Annotated in this window: 17 protein-coding genes; 2 read left to right on the plus strand and 15 right to left on the minus strand. The window is 34.1% G+C overall.

Annotated features, from left to right (window positions below):
- Nucleotides 1–135: 135 nt before the first annotated feature.
- On the minus strand, nucleotides 136–534 hold the full coding sequence (locus P256_RS10105; protein ID WP_023273583.1) for an MAPEG family protein: 399 nt from the start codon (nucleotides 532–534) through the stop codon (nucleotides 136–138).
- Between the two features lie 107 nt (nucleotides 535–641).
- Here P256_RS10105 and P256_RS10110 point away from each other — a divergent pair, with 107 nt between their 5' ends.
- Nucleotides 642–1,040: a hypothetical protein gene (locus P256_RS10110; protein ID WP_023273584.1), complete on the plus strand. Its 399-nt coding sequence runs from the start codon at nucleotides 642–644 to the stop codon at nucleotides 1,038–1,040.
- Between the two features lie 20 nt (nucleotides 1,041–1,060).
- Here P256_RS10110 and P256_RS10115 read toward each other — a convergent pair whose 3' ends face one another.
- From P256_RS10115 to P256_RS10140, 6 genes are all read right to left on the minus strand, one after another.
- Entirely contained in the window at nucleotides 1,061–2,737 is a 1,677-nt protein-coding gene (locus P256_RS10115) for a long-chain-fatty-acid--CoA ligase (protein ID WP_023273585.1), read from the minus strand.
- A 112-nt stretch (nucleotides 2,738–2,849) separates the two neighbouring features.
- On the minus strand, nucleotides 2,850–5,075 hold the full coding sequence (parC, locus tag P256_RS10120; RefSeq protein WP_023273586.1) for a DNA topoisomerase IV subunit A: 2,226 nt from the start codon (nucleotides 5,073–5,075) through the stop codon (nucleotides 2,850–2,852).
- Between the two features lie 123 nt (nucleotides 5,076–5,198).
- Nucleotides 5,199–6,392, minus strand: coding sequence for an MFS transporter (locus P256_RS10125; RefSeq protein WP_023273587.1), 1,194 nt, complete (start codon nucleotides 6,390–6,392; stop codon nucleotides 5,199–5,201).
- An 87-nt stretch (nucleotides 6,393–6,479) separates the two neighbouring features.
- Nucleotides 6,480–7,121, minus strand: a complete 642-nt coding sequence (locus P256_RS10130) for a trimeric intracellular cation channel family protein (RefSeq protein ID WP_040332149.1) — start codon at nucleotides 7,119–7,121, stop codon at nucleotides 6,480–6,482.
- A 102-nt stretch (nucleotides 7,122–7,223) separates the two neighbouring features.
- Nucleotides 7,224–7,694 carry a YchJ family protein gene (locus P256_RS10135; protein WP_023273589.1) on the minus strand — a complete coding sequence of 157 codons (471 nt, stop codon included), beginning with the start codon at nucleotides 7,692–7,694 and terminating at the stop codon, nucleotides 7,224–7,226.
- Nucleotides 7,695–7,758: 64 nt separating this feature from the next.
- Nucleotides 7,759–9,348 (minus strand): TerC family protein, encoded by a 1,590-nt coding sequence (locus P256_RS10140; RefSeq protein ID WP_023273590.1) that lies wholly within the window; start codon nucleotides 9,346–9,348, stop codon nucleotides 7,759–7,761.
- A 365-nt stretch (nucleotides 9,349–9,713) separates the two neighbouring features.
- Between P256_RS10140 and P256_RS10145 the strand changes: the two genes are divergently transcribed.
- Nucleotides 9,714–10,319, plus strand: coding sequence for an LOG family protein (locus P256_RS10145; protein WP_023273591.1), 606 nt, complete (start codon nucleotides 9,714–9,716; stop codon nucleotides 10,317–10,319).
- Nucleotides 10,320–10,370: 51 nt separating this feature from the next.
- On the opposite strand, the gene guaA is transcribed toward P256_RS10145, so the two are convergent.
- The 8 genes from guaA to P256_RS10185 all read right to left on the minus strand — a co-directional run bounded on the left by guaA (nucleotide 10,371) and on the right by P256_RS10185 (nucleotide 19,230).
- Nucleotides 10,371–11,939: a glutamine-hydrolyzing GMP synthase gene (gene guaA / locus P256_RS10150; protein WP_023273592.1), complete on the minus strand. Its 1,569-nt coding sequence runs from the start codon at nucleotides 11,937–11,939 to the stop codon at nucleotides 10,371–10,373.
- Between the two features lie 111 nt (nucleotides 11,940–12,050).
- Entirely contained in the window at nucleotides 12,051–12,650 is a 600-nt protein-coding gene (locus P256_RS10155; RefSeq protein ID WP_023273593.1) for a sugar transferase, read from the minus strand.
- A 12-nt stretch (nucleotides 12,651–12,662) separates the two neighbouring features.
- The gene (locus P256_RS10160) at nucleotides 12,663–13,811 is read right to left on the minus strand and encodes a glycosyltransferase family 4 protein (RefSeq protein WP_023273594.1); all 1,149 of its coding nucleotides are present in this window, start codon (nucleotides 13,809–13,811) and stop codon (nucleotides 12,663–12,665) included.
- Nucleotides 13,798–14,886 carry a glycosyltransferase gene (locus P256_RS10165; RefSeq protein WP_023273595.1) on the minus strand — a complete coding sequence of 363 codons (1,089 nt, stop codon included), beginning with the start codon at nucleotides 14,884–14,886 and terminating at the stop codon, nucleotides 13,798–13,800. Before P256_RS10165 ends, P256_RS10160 begins: the two co-directional genes overlap by 14 nt.
- Nucleotides 14,887–16,248 carry an O-antigen polymerase gene (locus tag P256_RS10170; protein ID WP_023273596.1) on the minus strand — a complete coding sequence of 454 codons (1,362 nt, stop codon included), beginning with the start codon at nucleotides 16,246–16,248 and terminating at the stop codon, nucleotides 14,887–14,889.
- Complete coding sequence (locus tag P256_RS10175) at nucleotides 16,245–17,312, minus strand: glycosyltransferase family 4 protein (protein WP_023273597.1); 1,068 nt, start codon at nucleotides 17,310–17,312, stop codon at nucleotides 16,245–16,247. The genes P256_RS10170 and P256_RS10175 overlap by 4 nt, the downstream gene beginning before the upstream one ends.
- On the minus strand, nucleotides 17,309–18,277 hold the full coding sequence (locus P256_RS10180; protein WP_023273598.1) for a glycosyltransferase family 2 protein: 969 nt from the start codon (nucleotides 18,275–18,277) through the stop codon (nucleotides 17,309–17,311). Before P256_RS10180 ends, P256_RS10175 begins: the two co-directional genes overlap by 4 nt.
- A complete protein-coding gene (locus P256_RS10185) occupies nucleotides 18,277–19,230 on the minus strand; it encodes a glycosyltransferase family 2 protein (RefSeq protein WP_023273599.1) in 954 nt (317 codons plus the stop codon). Before P256_RS10185 ends, P256_RS10180 begins: the two co-directional genes overlap by 1 nt.
- Nucleotides 19,231–19,232 lie beyond the last annotated feature (2 nt).

The raw sequence follows: 19,232 nt of genomic DNA on the forward strand, positions 1-19,232 counted from the left end.
TACTCTTGTATTTACGATTGGTTATCTTCTTAATTATACATTTTACAGCAGCTTTTTCTAATGAAGTTGACGTAAAAGTAACTTAGCAATCATATCATTGCATTCATTCTTAAAAATAATGCAATATCATTAATGTTATGTCAGTCGAATGACCAACACTAGCAGAAAAATAGGGCAACACATCGACAGCAGCCACATCACAGAACGAAGGCTACTCCAATTTGCCAAATAGCAAATACCATATAAAACGCGCAATATTAAATATGCACTGCCTAAGATCATAATGACATGCTGATCAATCACCATATATTCAGCCATTAAAATAGCGGCAATAAATAAAGGTAACCCTTCAAAACTATTTTGTTGTGCTGCATTTGCTCTTGCAGCCAAACCATTTGTATTAGATAAAAACTGACGTGGATTTTGATTATCTTTTAATGTAAAACCACCTACAGCTTTTGCAATCATTGCAAATACATAAGGCAACAAACATGCGATTAAAATTAAATAAACAATGCCACTTATGCTCTGCATGAAATCGACTCTCAACTCAGATTGAACTCAATAATTTATAATAGCATGGCTTTTTTTACTATTTTTCGGTTAAATATAAATAGATTTGTACCTTTAATGGAATATAAATGCCACAACCTGACCAACAAGAATTATTAAATGCACTTGATCAACACCAAGTTGCTAAAAAAAAGCTTGATCGTATTTTAATGATTGTTCTTCCAATTATTGCATTTCTAATTAGCATGATCTGTGCAAATTGGACATGGTTTTCTACATTAGGAACCATTATTGTACTCACACTTGCATTCATAGCCGTTGGTATTCAGCGTTGGTCTATCACTCTATGGCTTGCTATTATTGTTGTTTATTGCTGTATCGATAATTATTTCAGCTATGGTACGCTCGTTCTAAGCAAGTTAAAAATGCAAGCGCTCACAATGCTTATTTTTACGATTATTTTTCATGTGGCTCGCCCTTACCTAGATCAAGTCATGCAACATAGTCTCATAAAAAAAGACCGATAAATCGATCTTTTTACTTTCTTCTATCCTTGCTTACGTAAGTCCTTACGTAAAATTTTCCCAACATTCGACTTCGGTAACTCATCCATAAATTCAACAAATCTTGGACGCTTATAACCTGTTAAGTTTGCCTTTGCATAAGCCAATAACTCTTCTGTTGTCAAAGAGTTATCTTTCTTTACAACAAAAAGCTTTGGTGCTTCTCCCGAGCGCTCATCAGGCACACCTACAGCAGCTACTTCTAAAACCTTAGGATGTTGGGCAATAACTTCTTCAATTTCATTTGGATAAACATTAAAGCCGGATACTAAAATCATGTCTTTTTTACGATCTACAATTTTAATATAGCCGCGCTCATCCATAATACCAATATCGCCTGAACGAAAGAAACCATCTTCTGTCATGACTTTTTCTGTTTCATCAGGACGATTCCAGTACCCTTTCATGACTTGTGGGCCACGAATACAAATTTCACCCTGCTCTCCTAAAGGAACTTCTTTCCCATCATCATCTAAAATCGCAATATCTGTTGATGGTAAAGGAATACCTATTGTTCCTGTAAACTCTTCAGATACAGGCGGATTAAATACAACGGCTGGAGAGGTTTCAGAAAGGCCATAGCCTTCATGAATAATAATTCCCGTATATTTTTTCCATGCTTCAGCTGTCGATGGTAGAACAGACATACCCCCACCAACCGCAATTTGCATTTGACTATGATCAATTTGCTTAAATGCATCATTATGTACAAGTGCATTAAACAAAGTATTTACGGCTGGAAAAACTGTTGGCTTAAACTTAGCAATTTCTTTAACTAAAGCAGGCAAATCTCTTGGATTTGGAATAAGTAAATTAGTCGCACCTTGGCATAATCCATACAGCTCACAAATGGTAAATGCAAAGATATGATACAAAGGTAATGCCGCCAAAAAGCGATATTCAGGGTTTTTAACTGTACGAAACTTACTTTCAAATAAATTTCTAATTTGAAGCATATTTGCTGCCAAGTTTCGATGGGTCAGTTCAGCACCTTTCGAAATTCCTGTTGTTCCACCTGTATATTGCAAAATAAACGTATCATCTAAACTTAAAGAAGGACGTTTATATTGGTTTGGGTTTACCTGACTTAATGCCGTATTAAATGATATGTACCCCGGAATGTGCCATTTTGGTATTTGTTTACGCACCGTACGTAATACAAAATTGACAATAGTTCCTTTCACCATACCAAGCATGTCACCAACCGAAGCAACTACAACATGTTTTACAGGGGTTTTTCCAATTATTTTTTCATAAACTGAAGCAAAATTTTCAAGAATTATCAGTGTTTCCACACCTGCATCATTTAATTGATGCTCAAGCTCTCTTGCTGTGTATAAAGGATTTACATTGACTAGAATACAACCAGCACGCAATATTCCTAAGCTGGCAACAGGATATTGCAATACATTAGGCATCATAATGGCAACACGTGTGCCTTTTTTAAGACCTAAGCTTTGTAAATAGCAAGCAAACTTTCGGCTTTCTAACTCAAGATCTGTATAAGTCAGCTTTTTATCCATAAAGATAAAGGCATCACGCGAGCCAAATTTTTGAAAACTTTCTTCAAATAGATCAATTAAAGAAGTATTTTCAGGTGGCAAGTTGATCTCGTTTTGAATACCTGTTCGCTTGTATTCATCAAACCATATCTTTTCCATAATGCCAGCTAACTCCAGTTTAAGAATTTATTCATTATAAACATGATTGTGAGTTGGCGAACTTCAAAGTTTACCAACAGAACACTTTTCACAATATCATATCTCGTTGTAATCAAAATGATGTATAAACTTCGAGTTTATATGCTTTTTGATAACCACGAGGCAGTACTTGTCCTTTACTTGCACGCTTGCCAATATATTTGGCCAAGTCATCCCCTTTCAGCTTCAGTTTTTGCTGTCCTGCTGTGACTTCTAGCATATCTGTTAACTGAAGTGGTTCAATTGCAAGTAATGACTCTGATTTATCTAATTGTACTAATTTATTCCCTTTACCTTTGTTTAACATTGGCAATTCTGCCAATTCAGTCACAAGTAAACGACCTGCCGATGTTAAAAGTGCAAGGTGTGTATGCTCTTTTATTGGCAATAATGGCAATGCTTGCGCTCCCTCAGGCAAAGTTAAAAATGCCTTACCTGCTTTTGCATTGGTATCTAAAGACTGTGCTACTGTTTTAAAACCAAAACCTGCCGAGCTTGCCACCATCATTTCTTGCTTATCATCAGCAATATACAGCTGAATAAAATTCACACCACTTGCAGGAGACAAACGAGAGCTTAATGGCTCTCCTAAGCCCCTTGCAGAAGGTAGTGTAGAAATGGCTAAGGCATAACTTCGCCCTGACTCATCTAATATATATACACGCTGATTCGTCTTACCCACAGCATGACTCAAGTATTGATCACCTGCACGATAATTCAGTTTTTCTGCATCAACATCAGCGCCCTTTGCTGCACGAACCCAACCTGCTTGTGATAAAACAACCGTGACAGGTTCTGCTGGTACAAGATCTTGCTCTTTAATTTGCACTGCATCATCACGCGCTACAATTTGTGAACGACGATCATCGCCAAACCTCTTAGCATCTGACTTCAACTCATCAATAATCAATGCTTTTAACGACTCAGGATTTTCTAACTGCTCTCGAATAATGGCAGCACGTGCAGATAACTCATCTTGCTCTTTACGAATTTCCATTTCTTGTAACTTAGCCAAATGGCGAAGTTTCAGCTCTAAAATTGCCTCTGCTTGAATCTCATCAATCGCAAATTTTTCCATCAAAACAGTTTTAGGATCATCTTCTTCACGAATAATCTGAATAACTGTATCAATGTCTAAATATGCAATGAGCAGACCTGCCAATATATGCAGTCGTTTTTCTATTTTATTTAAATGATACTGTAAACGGCGCGTCACTGTATTCTTACGAATAGAAATCCATTCTAAAAGAATTTGACGAATAGATTTTACTTGCGGTTTACCATCTGCACCAATCATATTGAGATTGACACGATAACTACTTTCTAGATCTGTGGTTGCAAATAAATGGCTCATTACCATTGCAGCATCCACACGATTCGAGCGTAAAACAATGACCAATCGTGTTGGGTTTTTATGATCAGATTCATCACGAATATCTGAAACCAATGGCAACTTCTTCGCTTGCATTTGGTCTGCAATTTGCGTGACTACTTTAGAGCCTGACACCTGAAATGGTAGCTCATGAATAATAATTTCATTTTTTTCAACACTATATAGTGCGCGAACACGGTAACTACCACGACCCGTCACTTGTATTTTCAACAAATCTTCAGGTGACGTAATAATTTCTGCCTTGGTGGGTAAATCAGGCCCCGGAATATATTCAGCAACTTTTTGGTCAGTTAATTGTGGATTACGAATTAAAGCAATCGTCCCCTTAATTACTTCACGTAAATTATGAGGAGGGATATCTGTTGCCATACCCACTGCTATACCTGTTGTACCATTTAAAAGAATATTGGGTACACGTGCAGGTAAATTAATTGGTTCTTTTAATGAGCCATCAAAGTTATCTTGCCAATCACAAGTGCCTTGACCAAGCTCCGAGAGCAATAACTCACTAAACTGGGAAAGTTTGGCCTCTGTATAACGCATGGCTGCAAATGATTTCGGGTCATCAGGCGAACCCCAGTTCCCTTGTCCTTCAATAAAACGATAGCGATAGCTAAAAGGCTGTGCCATTAACACCATTGCTTCATAACATGCCGAATCACCATGCGGATGGTATTTACCTAAAACATCACCCACTGTACGTGCAGACTTTTTAGGCTTTCCGCTATGCTTTAAGCCCAGCTCACTCATTGCATAGACAATACGACGCTGTACAGGTTTTAAACCATCACTAATATGAGGCAATGCACGATCCATAATGACGTACATTGCATAGTTGAGATACGCTTGTTCAGTAAATTCTGCAACAGAACGGTTTTCAGTTGCATGATGAGTCAGACTAGACATAAATGTAAACGGCCAATTCGTTATTTGTTATCTGTCGCCTATGCTAGTCTGTGCATCACATAAGAACAAGTGTTTGTCTACTTTTCGCTGATTTATTGATAACTCATTTACATTCAATATGCATCATATTTGCTTTTGTGCATTCTTATTTAAAAAATACATAAGAATCACTGCAAAGACTGTAATGACGCCAGCAACGCCATATAAATTTTGCATACCAATAAGAGGAATAAGCAATCCTGCAAGTGGTCCAATAAACATAAGTGCAATATCCAAAAATGCATTATATACGCCCAGTGCAGAACCTCTATTTTGAGCCTCTACTTGCTTAACTGCTTCTACACCCAATGAAGGAAAGACCAAAGAGAAGCCCGCACCAACAAGGAATGCGCCCACATATGCCATACCAATATACGTACTTCCCCATATAAGAAGTAGCCCTAATGCCTCAATGACAAATGAGCATAATGAAACTTTAATACCACCAAACTTAGGAATCATTTTCCCAAATATAAGCCGAATAAATACAAACCCAATACTAAAGACACTTAAAGCATAAGCAGCATTCGGCCAATGTCTCTCATCAAAATATAGTGTAATAAATGTAGAAATCACACCAAAACCAACCGTCCCTAAAGCCAATGCAGCACCAAAAACCCACACTTTTGACGCAACCTTTAAGAACGCAATTTTTGTATCTACTTTTACACGAACCGTTGGCTTACGGTATGCTAGAACAAAACCAATCACAGCTAAAAGTAGCGTTGTTGCCGCAAATGCATATGTAGAAAAATGATTATTTAAATACACACCAAGAGGTGCGCCAAAAGCCATTGCTGAATACGTTGCCACACCATTCCAAGAAATTACTCGTGAAGTTTCCGTACGAGCAACAAGGTTCATTCCCCATAAAGTTGAGCCTGTACTAGCAAAACTTTCTCCTGCACCTAAGCACAAACGCCCAAGTGCAAACAAAATTAAGCTCAATGATGGCTTATCCATACAAAATACAGCAAGAATGGAGAAAACACCGCTCATACCACAACAACCAAGCCCCATAAGCACAACTTTACGTGCACCTAGCATATCTGCCAGTTGCCCTGCTTTTGGTCGTGTTAACAATGTTGCTAAGTATTGAATACTAATTATGCCGCCTGCAATAAATGAACTGTATTGCAGTTGTTGGCTTACGAGTTGAGGTAAAATAGCAAGTGGTAAGCCAACTGACAAATAGGCAAAAAAAGTAAATATAACAACAGAGATAATTTTTTTATTTAATTCATAATTTGACGTATTTGCTGCTGTTTGAGTATCCATACCGTTCTTTTTCACTATATGATGAAATGATTATAATTCAATCATTGAAACAGTTTTAGTTTTAGATACAAAACTATAAGGCTTTATTTAAATATCTTTAGAAGAAGCCGATTGCTCATCATCATCTTGATAAATAAATTTTGGCATTTCAAGACCAAAATAGATCGCAATGACACGTAAACTAAAGCCAAAAACAAGCGTTGTCACGACTGTCCACTCAAGCACTAAACCAAAGTGCATACACAACCAATAACAAATGACTGATACAAAAGAAATACTTGCATACAGCTCACGGCGGAAAATAAGTGGAACATCATTACATAGAATATCCCTTAAAATTCCACCAGATACACCTGTCATAATTCCTGCTACAGCAGAAACCACAAACCCATGCCCCATTTGAATTGCAATTTGACAACCTATAATAGTGAACCCAATTAAACCCAGTGCATCTAAAAGCAAGAAGATAGAACGTAAATGTTTCATCCAATTTGCAATTAAAATGGTAAATAATGCCGCACAGCAAGTAAGTACAAGATATTCAGGATGCTTTACCCAACCAAGTGGATAGTGCCCTAATAAAACATCTCTTACAGAACCGCCACCGAGTGCTGTTACACAAGCAATAAGAATGACACCAAACCAGTCCATACTCCTGCGTCCTGCAGAAAGTGCTCCCGTCATGGCTTCAGCAGTAATTGCAATAATATAAATAATGGTAAGTAACAACATACCCTGTTCCTTGTATGGGGCATTATTAGTTTACAGAATAATGAATTTTCATCTTTTTTCTATGAAATATTCTATTTTTCTACAGTACGCACTTCAGCTTCAAAGATATTTTGCACAACAAAGCTTAAATTTCTTATTAGATCCACAGATACATGTCTGCTTCATCGTATATTTTTCTTCTAATGTTGGGTCTAAAAAGTACCATTGGTCTAAATGCTTCACAAAAAAAGAGTTCTCATAATGTGCACATGTTTCGCCTTCTAACCAATAATATGCTTTAAACTCAACACTTGCATGGTTTTTATCAAGATTATCCCGATAGTTTAAAACCTCCAATGCTTTCCACTCAGTGGTTTTACTCCAAGCCATCAATGCAGAAATATCTAAGGCATGTTGCTGATTCTTTGCAGTTGTTTTCACAATATAATCAACTTTTTGTTTTACAAATGCGCTATAACGAGATCGCATTAACTGCTGTGCATTCTCTGCATATACTTTTCCTTCATGCAAAGGTAAACAGCATTCTTGGTAATACCCACCACCACATGGGCAAGCCTGATTGTTTTCCATAAAAATAGCCCATATAAAATGGGCTATTTTAGAGTGATTAAATGCTTTTGCAAACCAACTAACTTTATTGTGAATCTTGATCTTCTATTGAAACAATATGGACTTTTTCAATTTTATGTCCATCCATTGTAATAATTTCAAACTGATATCCATCAACTTTTACAACATCACCATTTTCAGGTAAGCGACCTAAATGTAATAACAAGTAGCCTGATAATGTCGAGTATTCTTCACTGTCATCAACTAAATCTTTACCGAGCAATAAAGATAAATGACGAATATCTGTAGAACCCTCTAACAACAATGAACCATCATCGAGGCTTTCTGCAACTGCTTCCATTTCATCTTCATCTGGAAATTCACCTGCAATCGCTTCTAGAATATCAATTGGTGTTACCAAGCCTTCGATTGAACCATATTCATTTAAAACAATTGCCATTTGTAATGGTGCTTGGCGTAATTGTTCCATAACCATAAGTACATGTGCATTTTCATGCACAATCATTGGCTCACGTAAACTTTTTTCAACATGTAACTGTTTAGTATCTACATATTCATTTAAAAGCTTATGGGTTGAAGCAATACCTGCTAAGTTATCTAACTCACCATGTGCAAAGATCACCCTTGAGTGTGTCATTTGCATTAAACGCTCTTGTAATTCTTTTGGCGTATCATCTAAGTCAATCCAGTCAATATCTGGTCTTGGTGTCATTACAGATTTTACAGGTCGCTCAGATAGACCTAAAACACCCTGCACCATTACACTATGATAAGTACTGTTTTCACCATCAAATATTTCATCAGCCAATGCTCTCGTTGCAAGCACATCACTTTCTGAGTCCATTGCTTCCGTAGAACCATTATTTTTTGACTTACCACCAAGCATACGCATAACAGCAGAGGCTGTCTTATAGCGTAAATCTGTTGTTGTGACGAGCTTCTCTTGGTTACGACGTGTTGTTTGGTTCAAGAATTCAATCATTACAGAGAATCCAATCGCTGCGTATAGATAACCTTTTGGAATATGGAATCCAAAACCCTCTACCACAAGCGAAAAACCAATCATCATTAAAAAGCCAAGACATAACATCACAACTGTTGGATGACGGTTGATAAAGTCCATCAATGGCTTAGAAGCCCACATCATAATACCGACTGCAATCACAACTGCAATCATCATGACAGGCAAATGCTTCACCATACCAACAGCAGTAATCACACTATCTAATGAAAATACCGCATCTAATACAACAATTTGTGCGATAACCACCCAAAATACAGCATGCACAGGATTATCTTCTTTGACTTGCATTTTCCCTTCAAGGCGCTCATGTAGCTCCATGGTTCCTTTAAAGAGAAGAAATACCCCACCAAATAATAAAATGAGGTCTCGCCCAGCGAAAGATTGCCCAAAAATCGTAAATAGTGGTTGAGTGAGCGTAACCACCCATGCAATGGAGGCAAGCAATACCATGCGCATGCCGAGTGCAAGCGTTAGTCCTAGTAGGCGTGCTTTACTACGTTGCTCTGGCGGTAATTTCTCCGCCAAAATTGCAATAAAAACAAGGTTATCAATTCCAAGTACAATTTCAAGAACGACAAGCGTTGCAAGACCTACCCATGCAGAAGGATCAGATATCCATTCAAATATCATTGACCATGCTCCTGCATTAATTCTCTTTTATTGTGTTGATTAAAATAAGAAAAAAGAAAGCCCTGTAAATGTATAGGCTTTTTAAATTGTGGCGAAAGTTTTATCGAGCGTCGACAACCCATATTCATAAAAATGTTGTTAAACAAGTATTCAGTATAGGAAAGATTTTTGTTAAATTCACTAAATTTTCTGACTTTTTATCATTTAAAGATGATCGAATCTGTAAGTTTTAATTTAACCATCAAATAATACTACTTTTTATATCTTATTTTATTTTTGTCACATCTATGTCGTTTTAATCAAAGATGATAAAAGATACTTGTATCTTATGAAATAAGCATGTTAAAGAGGATATATTGTCTAATATGGTGAAAAATAGAATGAATAAAGTAGAACAAAAAACAACTCAAACTTTGGTCGCTTTATACTGTGGCTCTCGTACAGGGAACAAACCTATTTATCTACAAAGTGCCATTGAACTGGCTGAAGGATTGGCTCAACATCATTTTGGTCTTGTTTATGGTGGTGCAAGTATTGGACTGATGGGTCAAGTAGCAGACACCTTTGTTGAGTGCGGTGGTGAAACCGTTGGCGTTATTCCAGAATTTATGTTGGATTATGAAGTTGCCCACCATGAACTTACAGAGTTACATGTCGTACAAACAATGCATGAACGTAAGGCAATGATGGCAGATCGTGCAAGCGCATTTATTGCTCTTCCCGGCGGACTTGGTACTTTTGAAGAAATTTTAGAAGTCGCCACATGGGGACAACTCGAACAACATCAAAAACCAATGATTCTTTATAATGTCAATGGCTACTATAATTCACTTATTTCTCAGCTTGATCATGCTGTGAGAGAGGGTTTTTTACCGCCCCAACACCGCGCCAAACTTATTGTATGCCAAGAACTTAATGAAATATATACAGCGCTAAACCGCTTAGAAGTACCAAAAAATGTTTTAATTTAAAATAAAAAAGCAGAAGTTTTAAACTTCTGCTTTTTTTGACTCAATGGAGTTTTATTCCCATTCAATTGTTGCAGGTGGTTTAGATGAAACATCATAAACCACACGTGATACATCTTTAATCTCATTCATAATACGTGTTGAGATTTTATCTACAAGTTCATATGGTAAATGTGCAAAACGCGCTGTCATAAAGTCAACCGTTTCCACTGCACGTAACGCAATAACCCATGCATAACGGCGACCATCACCCACAACACCAACAGATTTTACAGGTTGGAATACAGCAAATGCTTGTGCTGTTTTGTCATACCAACCACTGTTACGTAACTCTTGCATGAAGATGTCATCTGCCAAACGAAGAATGTCAGCATATTCTTTCTTTACTTCGCCAAGAATACGAACACCTAAACCAGGTCCAGGGAATGGGTGGCGATAAATCATGCTATGCGGTAAACCAAGTGTTGTCCCTAATTTACGTACTTCATCTTTAAATAAATCACGTAACGGTTCAACCAAATCAAATGCTAGGTCTTCAGGTAAACCACCTACATTGTGATGTGATTTAATCACATGTGCTTTACCTTGTTTGCTTGCAGCAGATTCAATCACATCAGGATAAATTGTCCCTTGTGCTAAATATTTTACGCCATCAAGCTTACGTGCTTCTTCTGCAAATACTTCAATGAATTCACGGCCAATAATCTTACGTTTTGCCTCAGGATCAACCTCACCTGCCAAAGCAGTAAGGAAACGTTCTTCAGCATCTGCACGAATAACACGAATACCCATATTTTCTGCAAACATCTGCATTACTTGCTCACCTTCGTTTAGGCGAAGTAATCCGTTATCTACAAATACACATGTGAGCTGATCGCCAATTGCTTTATGAAGTAAAGCAGCAACTACAGATGAGTCGACACCGCCTGATAAGCCAAGAAGAACTTTTTCATTACCAATTTGCTGACGTAGTTGTTCTATACGCAAATCAATAATGTGTTCTGAAGTCCATAAACTACGGCAACCACAAATTTTGTGCACAAAGTTTGAAAGAATTTCTTTACCTTTAGAAGTATGTGTTACTTCAGGGTGGAATTGAATACCATAGAAACGACGTGCTTCATCGCTTACCATTGCAAAAGGACAGCTTGGCGTGCTTGCAGTTACTGCAAATCCTTCAGGAATTTTACTTACTTTATCGCCGTGACTCATCCAAACATGGAGCTGGTTTTCATTATCTTGTAATTCACCAATAAGTTGGTCACGTACCAAAATATCTACTTCAGCATAACCAAACTCATGTACTGTACCTGCCTCAACCTTACCACCCAATTGCTCTGACATTGTTTGTAAGCCATAGCAAATTCCAAGGACAGGTACACCAAGGTTAAATACAACTTCAGGTGCACGTGGACTGCCTGCTTCATGCACACTTTCAGGTCCACCCGATAAAATAATACCGTTTGGATTGAATGCACGAATGTCTTCTTCAGACATATCAAAAGCATACATTTCAGAATAAACACCAGCGTCACGTACACGACGTGCGATAAGCTGACTATATTGTGAGCCGAAGTCTAATATAAGGATACGGTCTTCGGTAATTTGAGTATTGGTCGTCATGAGATTCAACTATAGGATGCTAAAGAAGAAAGATAGCGAATAATTGTAGCATTTTTCAGGTAGCGAGTATATCTGATATTCTTAATCAGGTTTTTATACTTATACTAATGATTATTTATGCTTGGTTCCACTAAAGCGTTCTACTCCAACTTTTGCATCGGGCGCATTAATGCCTTCTTTTTTAAAGACAACTAAAAAAGTTTTAAAAATAATTTTTATATCTAGCCATAAACTTTGAGTCTCAACATACTGTACATCTAATTCAAACTTTTCATCCCAAGATAAGTTATTACGTCCACTTACCTGAGCAAGGCCTGTCATACCTGGTCTTACATCATGTCTACGATGTTGTCTCGCTGTATAATGCTTCATAAAATCAGAAAGCTGTGGTCTTGGGCCAACAATACTCATATCACCTTTTAAAACATTTATAATTTGGGGTATTTCATCTAAACTTGTCGATCGAAGCTTCTGACCAAAAGGTGTAATCCGCTCTTCATCTGGTAAAGGCTTTCCATTTTTATCGAAAGCATCTTTCATAGATCTAAACTTAATCATTTTAAACTCTTTACCATCTTTTCCTGGTCGATTTTGACAGAAAAAAATTGGAGAGCCTAAATTTTTTCTTACTTTATACATTAGAAGCAGAAATATAGGACTAAGTAATATTAATGCAATGATTGCAATACAAACATCTAAAAACCTTTTCATTCACTAAACCCTTTATACTTCAAGTATTTCAATCAGTTTTTGATTGATTTTTACACTATCAAAATACTCAAGAGCAAATTTATAACTGTTTTCACCCATCTGATTTATCAGCTCAGGTTTTGTTATAAATATTTCCATTTTAGCAACTAATGCACTTACATCCCATTTAGGTACTAAATATCCAGTTTCTCCAGAAATAACAGTATCTTTACAACCAGGAACATTAGTTGTAATTACAGGTCGTCCCATTGCCATAGCCTCTTGAATGCTACGAGGAACTCCTTCTCTATAATATGATGGCAGCACAAAAACTGCACTATTTTTTATAAACTCTGGTACATTTTCTACATAACCATAATAATCTACAATTTTTTCTTTTGTAAGTTGATCTAAAGCTTCCTGAGAAAGCCCATCAGGATTTTCTAGATCCAAACCACCTATAATTTTAAAACTTACATGTGGATAAATTCTTTTAATTTCTTTTGCAGCAGCAACATATTCAAAAATACCTTTTTCACCGATTAACCTTGCAATAAATATAAAGGAGACTTCTTTAGATACATCCCATCTAATATATTCATATTTCTTGAGATTAACGCCAATTGGACCCAATACAGTAAGTGCATTTTTTTTATGCTTTATTTTATGATTACTTACTAGATCTATTGGATCATCATTATTTAAAAAAATAATCTTATTTAAAAATGGAAAGACGATATGATATAAACCAATTTGCACGTATTTAATTATTTTTATTTTTAAAGATTGTCCTGATGGATGTTGCGTGAACGGTGAACCTAAACCCTCAATCATCCCAACAACAAAAGGGACTTTAGCTATTTTTGCAGCTAGACTCCCATATACCACAGGTTTACTAAAGTATGAAAATACAATATCAGGATTAATCTTTTGTAACTTATTCTTTAACTCAAACATCGCTTTAATATCAGAAAAAGGGTTAAGCCCTCCTCGACTCATCGAGTACGTAATAACATCTACACCTAATGACTTAATTTGACTTAAACCTTCTGCTGTATATTCACATACAAAAGCATATACTTTATGTCCTTGATGGACTAAGGCTTGAATTAAATCTGATCGAAAACCGAGCATTGTTACATCTGTATTGCCAATTAAAGCAATAACTTTACTTTTTTGCATAAAGCTTTAGCCATTTTTCTACAATTTTATCTAAATCAAAGTTTTTAATTACATGTTCATAAGCAAGATCATTATTTTGAATCTTTTCACTATCGCTTAAAGATAATGCTTCACTCATTGCTTGTGCCAATAGGTCACTTTTTTTAGGAGGAACTAGTTTTCCAAAACCCGACATGACTTCCTTTACTCCACCCGCATCTGTTGCCACTACATAAGTTTTTGCAGCCATTGCTTCCGCCACGACTAAACCAAACCCTTCATAAGCAGATGACAATACAAATAAGTCTGCCATAGACATTAATCGGGCTACGTCATTTCTACGCCCTAAAAGTATTATATTATTTTGTAAACCTAATTCATTTATAAGCTGTTGAATATTATTTTTTTGATCACCATCACCAACAATGAGTAACTTATAATTACAGCATTTTTCTTTCTGCTGAAGAATATTAAATGCACTTATTAAATTAGGATAGTCTTTTTGTTCATGTAATCGACCAACTGCTAACAAAACTTTAGTATTTAAATCTAAGCCTAACTCTTTTTTTACTTCTAAACCATCACATTTGTTTTGGAATTTATTTAAATTTATTCCGTTATATACCGTAATAGCACTATCTTTAAAAGCCTTCTTATCTTTAAAAGCTTGAGTCGCTTCCTCACTAACATTGGTATTAACGTTTGCATAATTATTCGTCAGACGGTATGCAAACATACGTAGAGTACCGCCTTCATTTGCATTATGTGCTGTACAAATAAGATAGTGTTGAGGTAAAAATAACTTTTGAACTCTTGCAAAAATGTTTGCATGAACCATATGTGCGTGTACGACATCTGGTTTAAATTCTTTAATAATACTTTGATATTTTTTTGATGCTTTAGGTATAGAAAATAGTTTATTGAGATTTAATGGAATTAGCTCAATTTCATCAAATTGAGGCCTAATCACTGCTTCACCTTTTAAATAAACTATTTTTACATCATTCCCCAAAATATGCATTTTTTCTGCAAGTTCTATTACAACCTTTTCAGCACCACCAAGAGTTAAGCCTGTAATTACATATAGGATTTTCATTTACTTTTTCCTTTTAAACACTAACCGATAAGAATAGTAAATAACGAATATATATACTAGCAGAGGAAATGCTGTGGCTAAGTAAGATCTTGGAAGATATATAATATACATAAAGGTACCAATAGTCATTATACCTACTAGTAGACTTCTCTTTAAATTAAATTGAAGCCAATTAATAAAAATACTAAAAAGCACTATATATAGTATATAAAAAGCTAGTATACCTGATGAATATATATATATATCAGAAAAAAAAGCCCAACCCAATCCATAACCTAACTGGAATAGGCCTGGATTAGAGTAGTAGTTTAAATGCGTAACAAACGTTTTATCATAAAATGGAATATTATGATAAAATGTATTATATATAAAGGTTGACCCTGGTATAAAATTTTGAAAATACTGATGAATAGGGTAATCATTATAATATGTAGACTCATTAAAAACCATAAGAGTCACTCCCTGATCATATATAAACTTCCCCATTCTCTGGTAAATATTTAAAGCATTCTCATCATTCTCTCTAAAAGTTATATAATAAAAAATAGTATTTAAGAACAAAAAAATCAAAGAAAAATAAATTATAACTTTAGCTATATTAACCTTCTTGAATCCAAAATCATTATAATACCAAATCAAAAATAGTAAATAGCAAATAAAAGCTCCTCTAGTTCCCATAACTAGTACTGATATAGTATTCAAACCTAAAAACAGAAGAAATATATTAGTTATTCTTTTATTGTCTTGTAAACAAAATAAAGAAATTAAAAAAGCTGATGTCAAGGTTATTATTGTTCCTGATTGAAAAGTATAATCAGAAGATTGTGATTGCGCTAGCTGATCTAAATATCCATATTTAATAGTATTTTGAACTTGAAAAAATAAACTAATTACTGTGTACAAGATATATATAAACAATATAATATATAAGCTTCTTTTACTCAAATTAATTTTATAACAAAATTCTTTTTCTCTATTAAATATTAATCTAGATATATACAAACCTATTTCTAATGATATTAGACCTGCATAGCTATAATACATTAATTTTGTTTTTTCAAAATCATTTAAACTTCTGTATACAAAAAAGTCTAATTGAAATATAGGATTTTTATCATACCCTAAAATTACACCGAAAAATCTACCAAAAATAAAAACCAATATAGATATATAAAACAAAGAATAAAAATCAATAGAATTTATGCCATTAGCATACCGTAAAGAGTAAACCAATATAAGATACAAAATCAAAGAAACAGACCACATATAGTCTGTTAAAAAAAATGACACCCCCAATACATAAGATATAGCTAAAATAAACAATAATATACTAAATAAAGTTAATGAAATTATATTATTCATATAATTTCATTCCATTTTATAAAAATATTTAATATTGAATATTTACTGGAACTTTCACTTGCTCTAGAAGAAAAGTCAATGTAATTATCATTATTTAATAATATAGCTCTATTAATTTTAATTTGAAATTCTTCTATATCTTTACAAATAAAGCCATTAACTCCATTTTCAATTAAATCACTAGGTCCACAATCACAATCAATTGAAATGATTGGTAAGCCATATGCTTGAGCCTCTAATAAGACCATTGGCAAGCCTTCAAAACGCGAACTCATACAAAAGAATGAAGCTTCTTTATAATACTTTTCTATATCTTTGGTAGCTGGTATAAACTCAACCCTATGAACAATATTTAGATCTATAGCTTGCTGTTTTAACTTTTGCTCATCCTCCCCACTACCAACAATTTTAAGGCACCATTCTTTATCAGTTTTACATACATTGGACCATGCATCTAATAATAGATCGAATCCTTTTTGATAAGTCAATCTACCTACAGCTAAAAGTACTTTGTTATTTAAGTTTGGTCTATGATTTATTATTTGAGTGGGAGCTGGATTAGGAATAGCAATAATATCTGCTTTAATCTTCGATATTCCTTTTTCCCAAAGCTGTTTATCTTTATTTGTTAGTGTCACTATAGTAGTGCAATACTGTGCGGCAAGTTTTCGGCCAATACTTCTCATTTTGACGCCTAGATCAACATTAAAGTTGAAATGCTCCCAACAGATATGTTTGATTTTTAAAAAGCTAAGTGCAGGAACCGAAAATACGCATAAAATACTATCAACAATAATAAGACTTTCTAAATTTTTTTCTTTTACTAGAGATCTTAACTGAGAAATACAACCTAGAAAATTCTTTTTAAAAGATATTTTTTGTTGATATAACGAGCATACCTTAATAGATTGATCTAAATCAAAAAATGGCTTATCACCACCATATAAACTAATTATAGTGACATCAAATCCATTTTTTGCAAACTGATTTGCAATTAGTGAAGTTACTCTTTCCGTGCCACCTGAATGGTTGAGATTACTAATAAAAAAGCCTATTTTTTTCACTTCTTGATTCCTATTTTTTTTAGTTTATTGACGAACACTAAAAAAGGAATACCAAAAATATAAAATAATTTGTTTCCTCTATTTGTAATCATACTTGGGGTAAAACCATCTGCTGATAACAAATGTTTTTTTAGTACTGTCCAACGTTGCTTTGCTTTTAGTCTACCTTCAGACTTCAAACTATCATCAATATAAGATTGGGATAATGAAATAACTGAAGCCGTTAATACAGAATCTATATTCAACTTTGAAACCATCTTATAAACGCTATCACCTAAATCTGTTAAATTTTTCTCTGACTTAGTTGCTGTAATGCCTAATGGGTTAAAACGATATTTAATTAGAATGTCATTAAGAATAAAGATTTTTTTTGCACTTAAAAAGATATAAGGAATTGTATATGCATCCTCAAAATTTTTACCTTCTGGGAAAAAATTTTCATTAACAAATAATTTTCTATTGTAAACTCTTAACCATGCAAACCAAGCAGATTGATTACATAAAGATTGCCATATCTCATCTTTGGTATATAAACCATCAACTGCTAGAGATGATAAAAAAGGAGTGACGTTTCCTTGATCATCAAACCTCTCAGCTCTAAATTCTAGTATTTCTGGTTCTATATTATCTAAGATAGGAATAATCTTCGAAAAGAAATTAGCATTAAGGATATCGTCAGAATCTAAAAATGCTAGATACTTTCCTTGCGCATGCTTTATGCCTGTATTTCTAGCACCACTCAACCCTTTATTTTCCTGTTGAATAATACGAGTATTTTTTTTATGTACTAGACTTAAGCTATCAATATAAGACTGAGCGATTGAAATAGAAGTATCAGGACTCCCATCATCTACAAGAATTACTTCTATATTTTCATTACAGCTCTGATTAAAAACAGAATGTAAGCAACTCTCTATATATTTTTCTACTTTATATATAGGAATAATTAAGGATATAATATACATTAAAAAGTACCTAGCAATCTTTTAAACTTTAAAAACAAAACAAAAAATATAGGAAACCTAGTAACTAGCATCTCTTTTTTACTTTTCACATTAATAAAAGAACAATATTCTTTTTTAAACCCTATCATTCTATAAAAAATATACTTAAAATTAAATTTTGATATGTCATATAAATAAGACCAAAAGTACTGCAAATATATACTATATAATAGATCATTATTAGAATCCTTATACTCTTTCATACCACAGCATAATGATTCTAATATTTTTTCCTGCTTATCCTTATTATTTAATGAACTATTTCCTCTAATTCTATATAAGACCAAACTACTATTTATCTCTGTAATCTTATTCACTCTTGAAACATATATTTTAGGAAACAAGTATTTATCTTCAAGCAATAAATTAATCGGGAACTGAAAATCTGAAATAATATCTCTTTTAAAAACCCTTAACCAAGGATACCAAATATCTTGTTCAAACATTGCCAATAGATATTTTTTTTCCGCTATAAATGATTGATCTTTGTCAACATAATTAATATCACCTAAAATAATAGTACCACTCTCATTTATCTTTTTTGCATTATAATGAAAAACATCTGTATCATTATTTAAATTAATACTATGCAACAATAAAGAAATAAAATTCTCAGCTACTATATCATCAGGGTCAACAAACCCTATATACCTACCTTTAGCCTCTTTAATCCCATAGTTTCTAGCTGAACTTTGACCACTATTAGCTTGGCTTAAGATAGTGAAATTTGCTTGTAAATTTGGACAAATTATTTCTTTAATCAAATTTAAAAGTATATGAATTGAATTATCTTCTGTTCCATCATTTATAATAATTATCTCAACATCTTCATGCATTTGATAGGCTATACTATAAAAAAAATCTGATATATATTCTTCAACGTTATATACAGGAACAATTAAGCTTAAAATCATAT

It is taken from the genome of Acinetobacter nectaris CIP 110549 (assembly GCF_000488215.1).
Classification (GTDB): Bacteria; Pseudomonadota; Gammaproteobacteria; order Pseudomonadales; family Moraxellaceae; genus Acinetobacter; species Acinetobacter nectaris.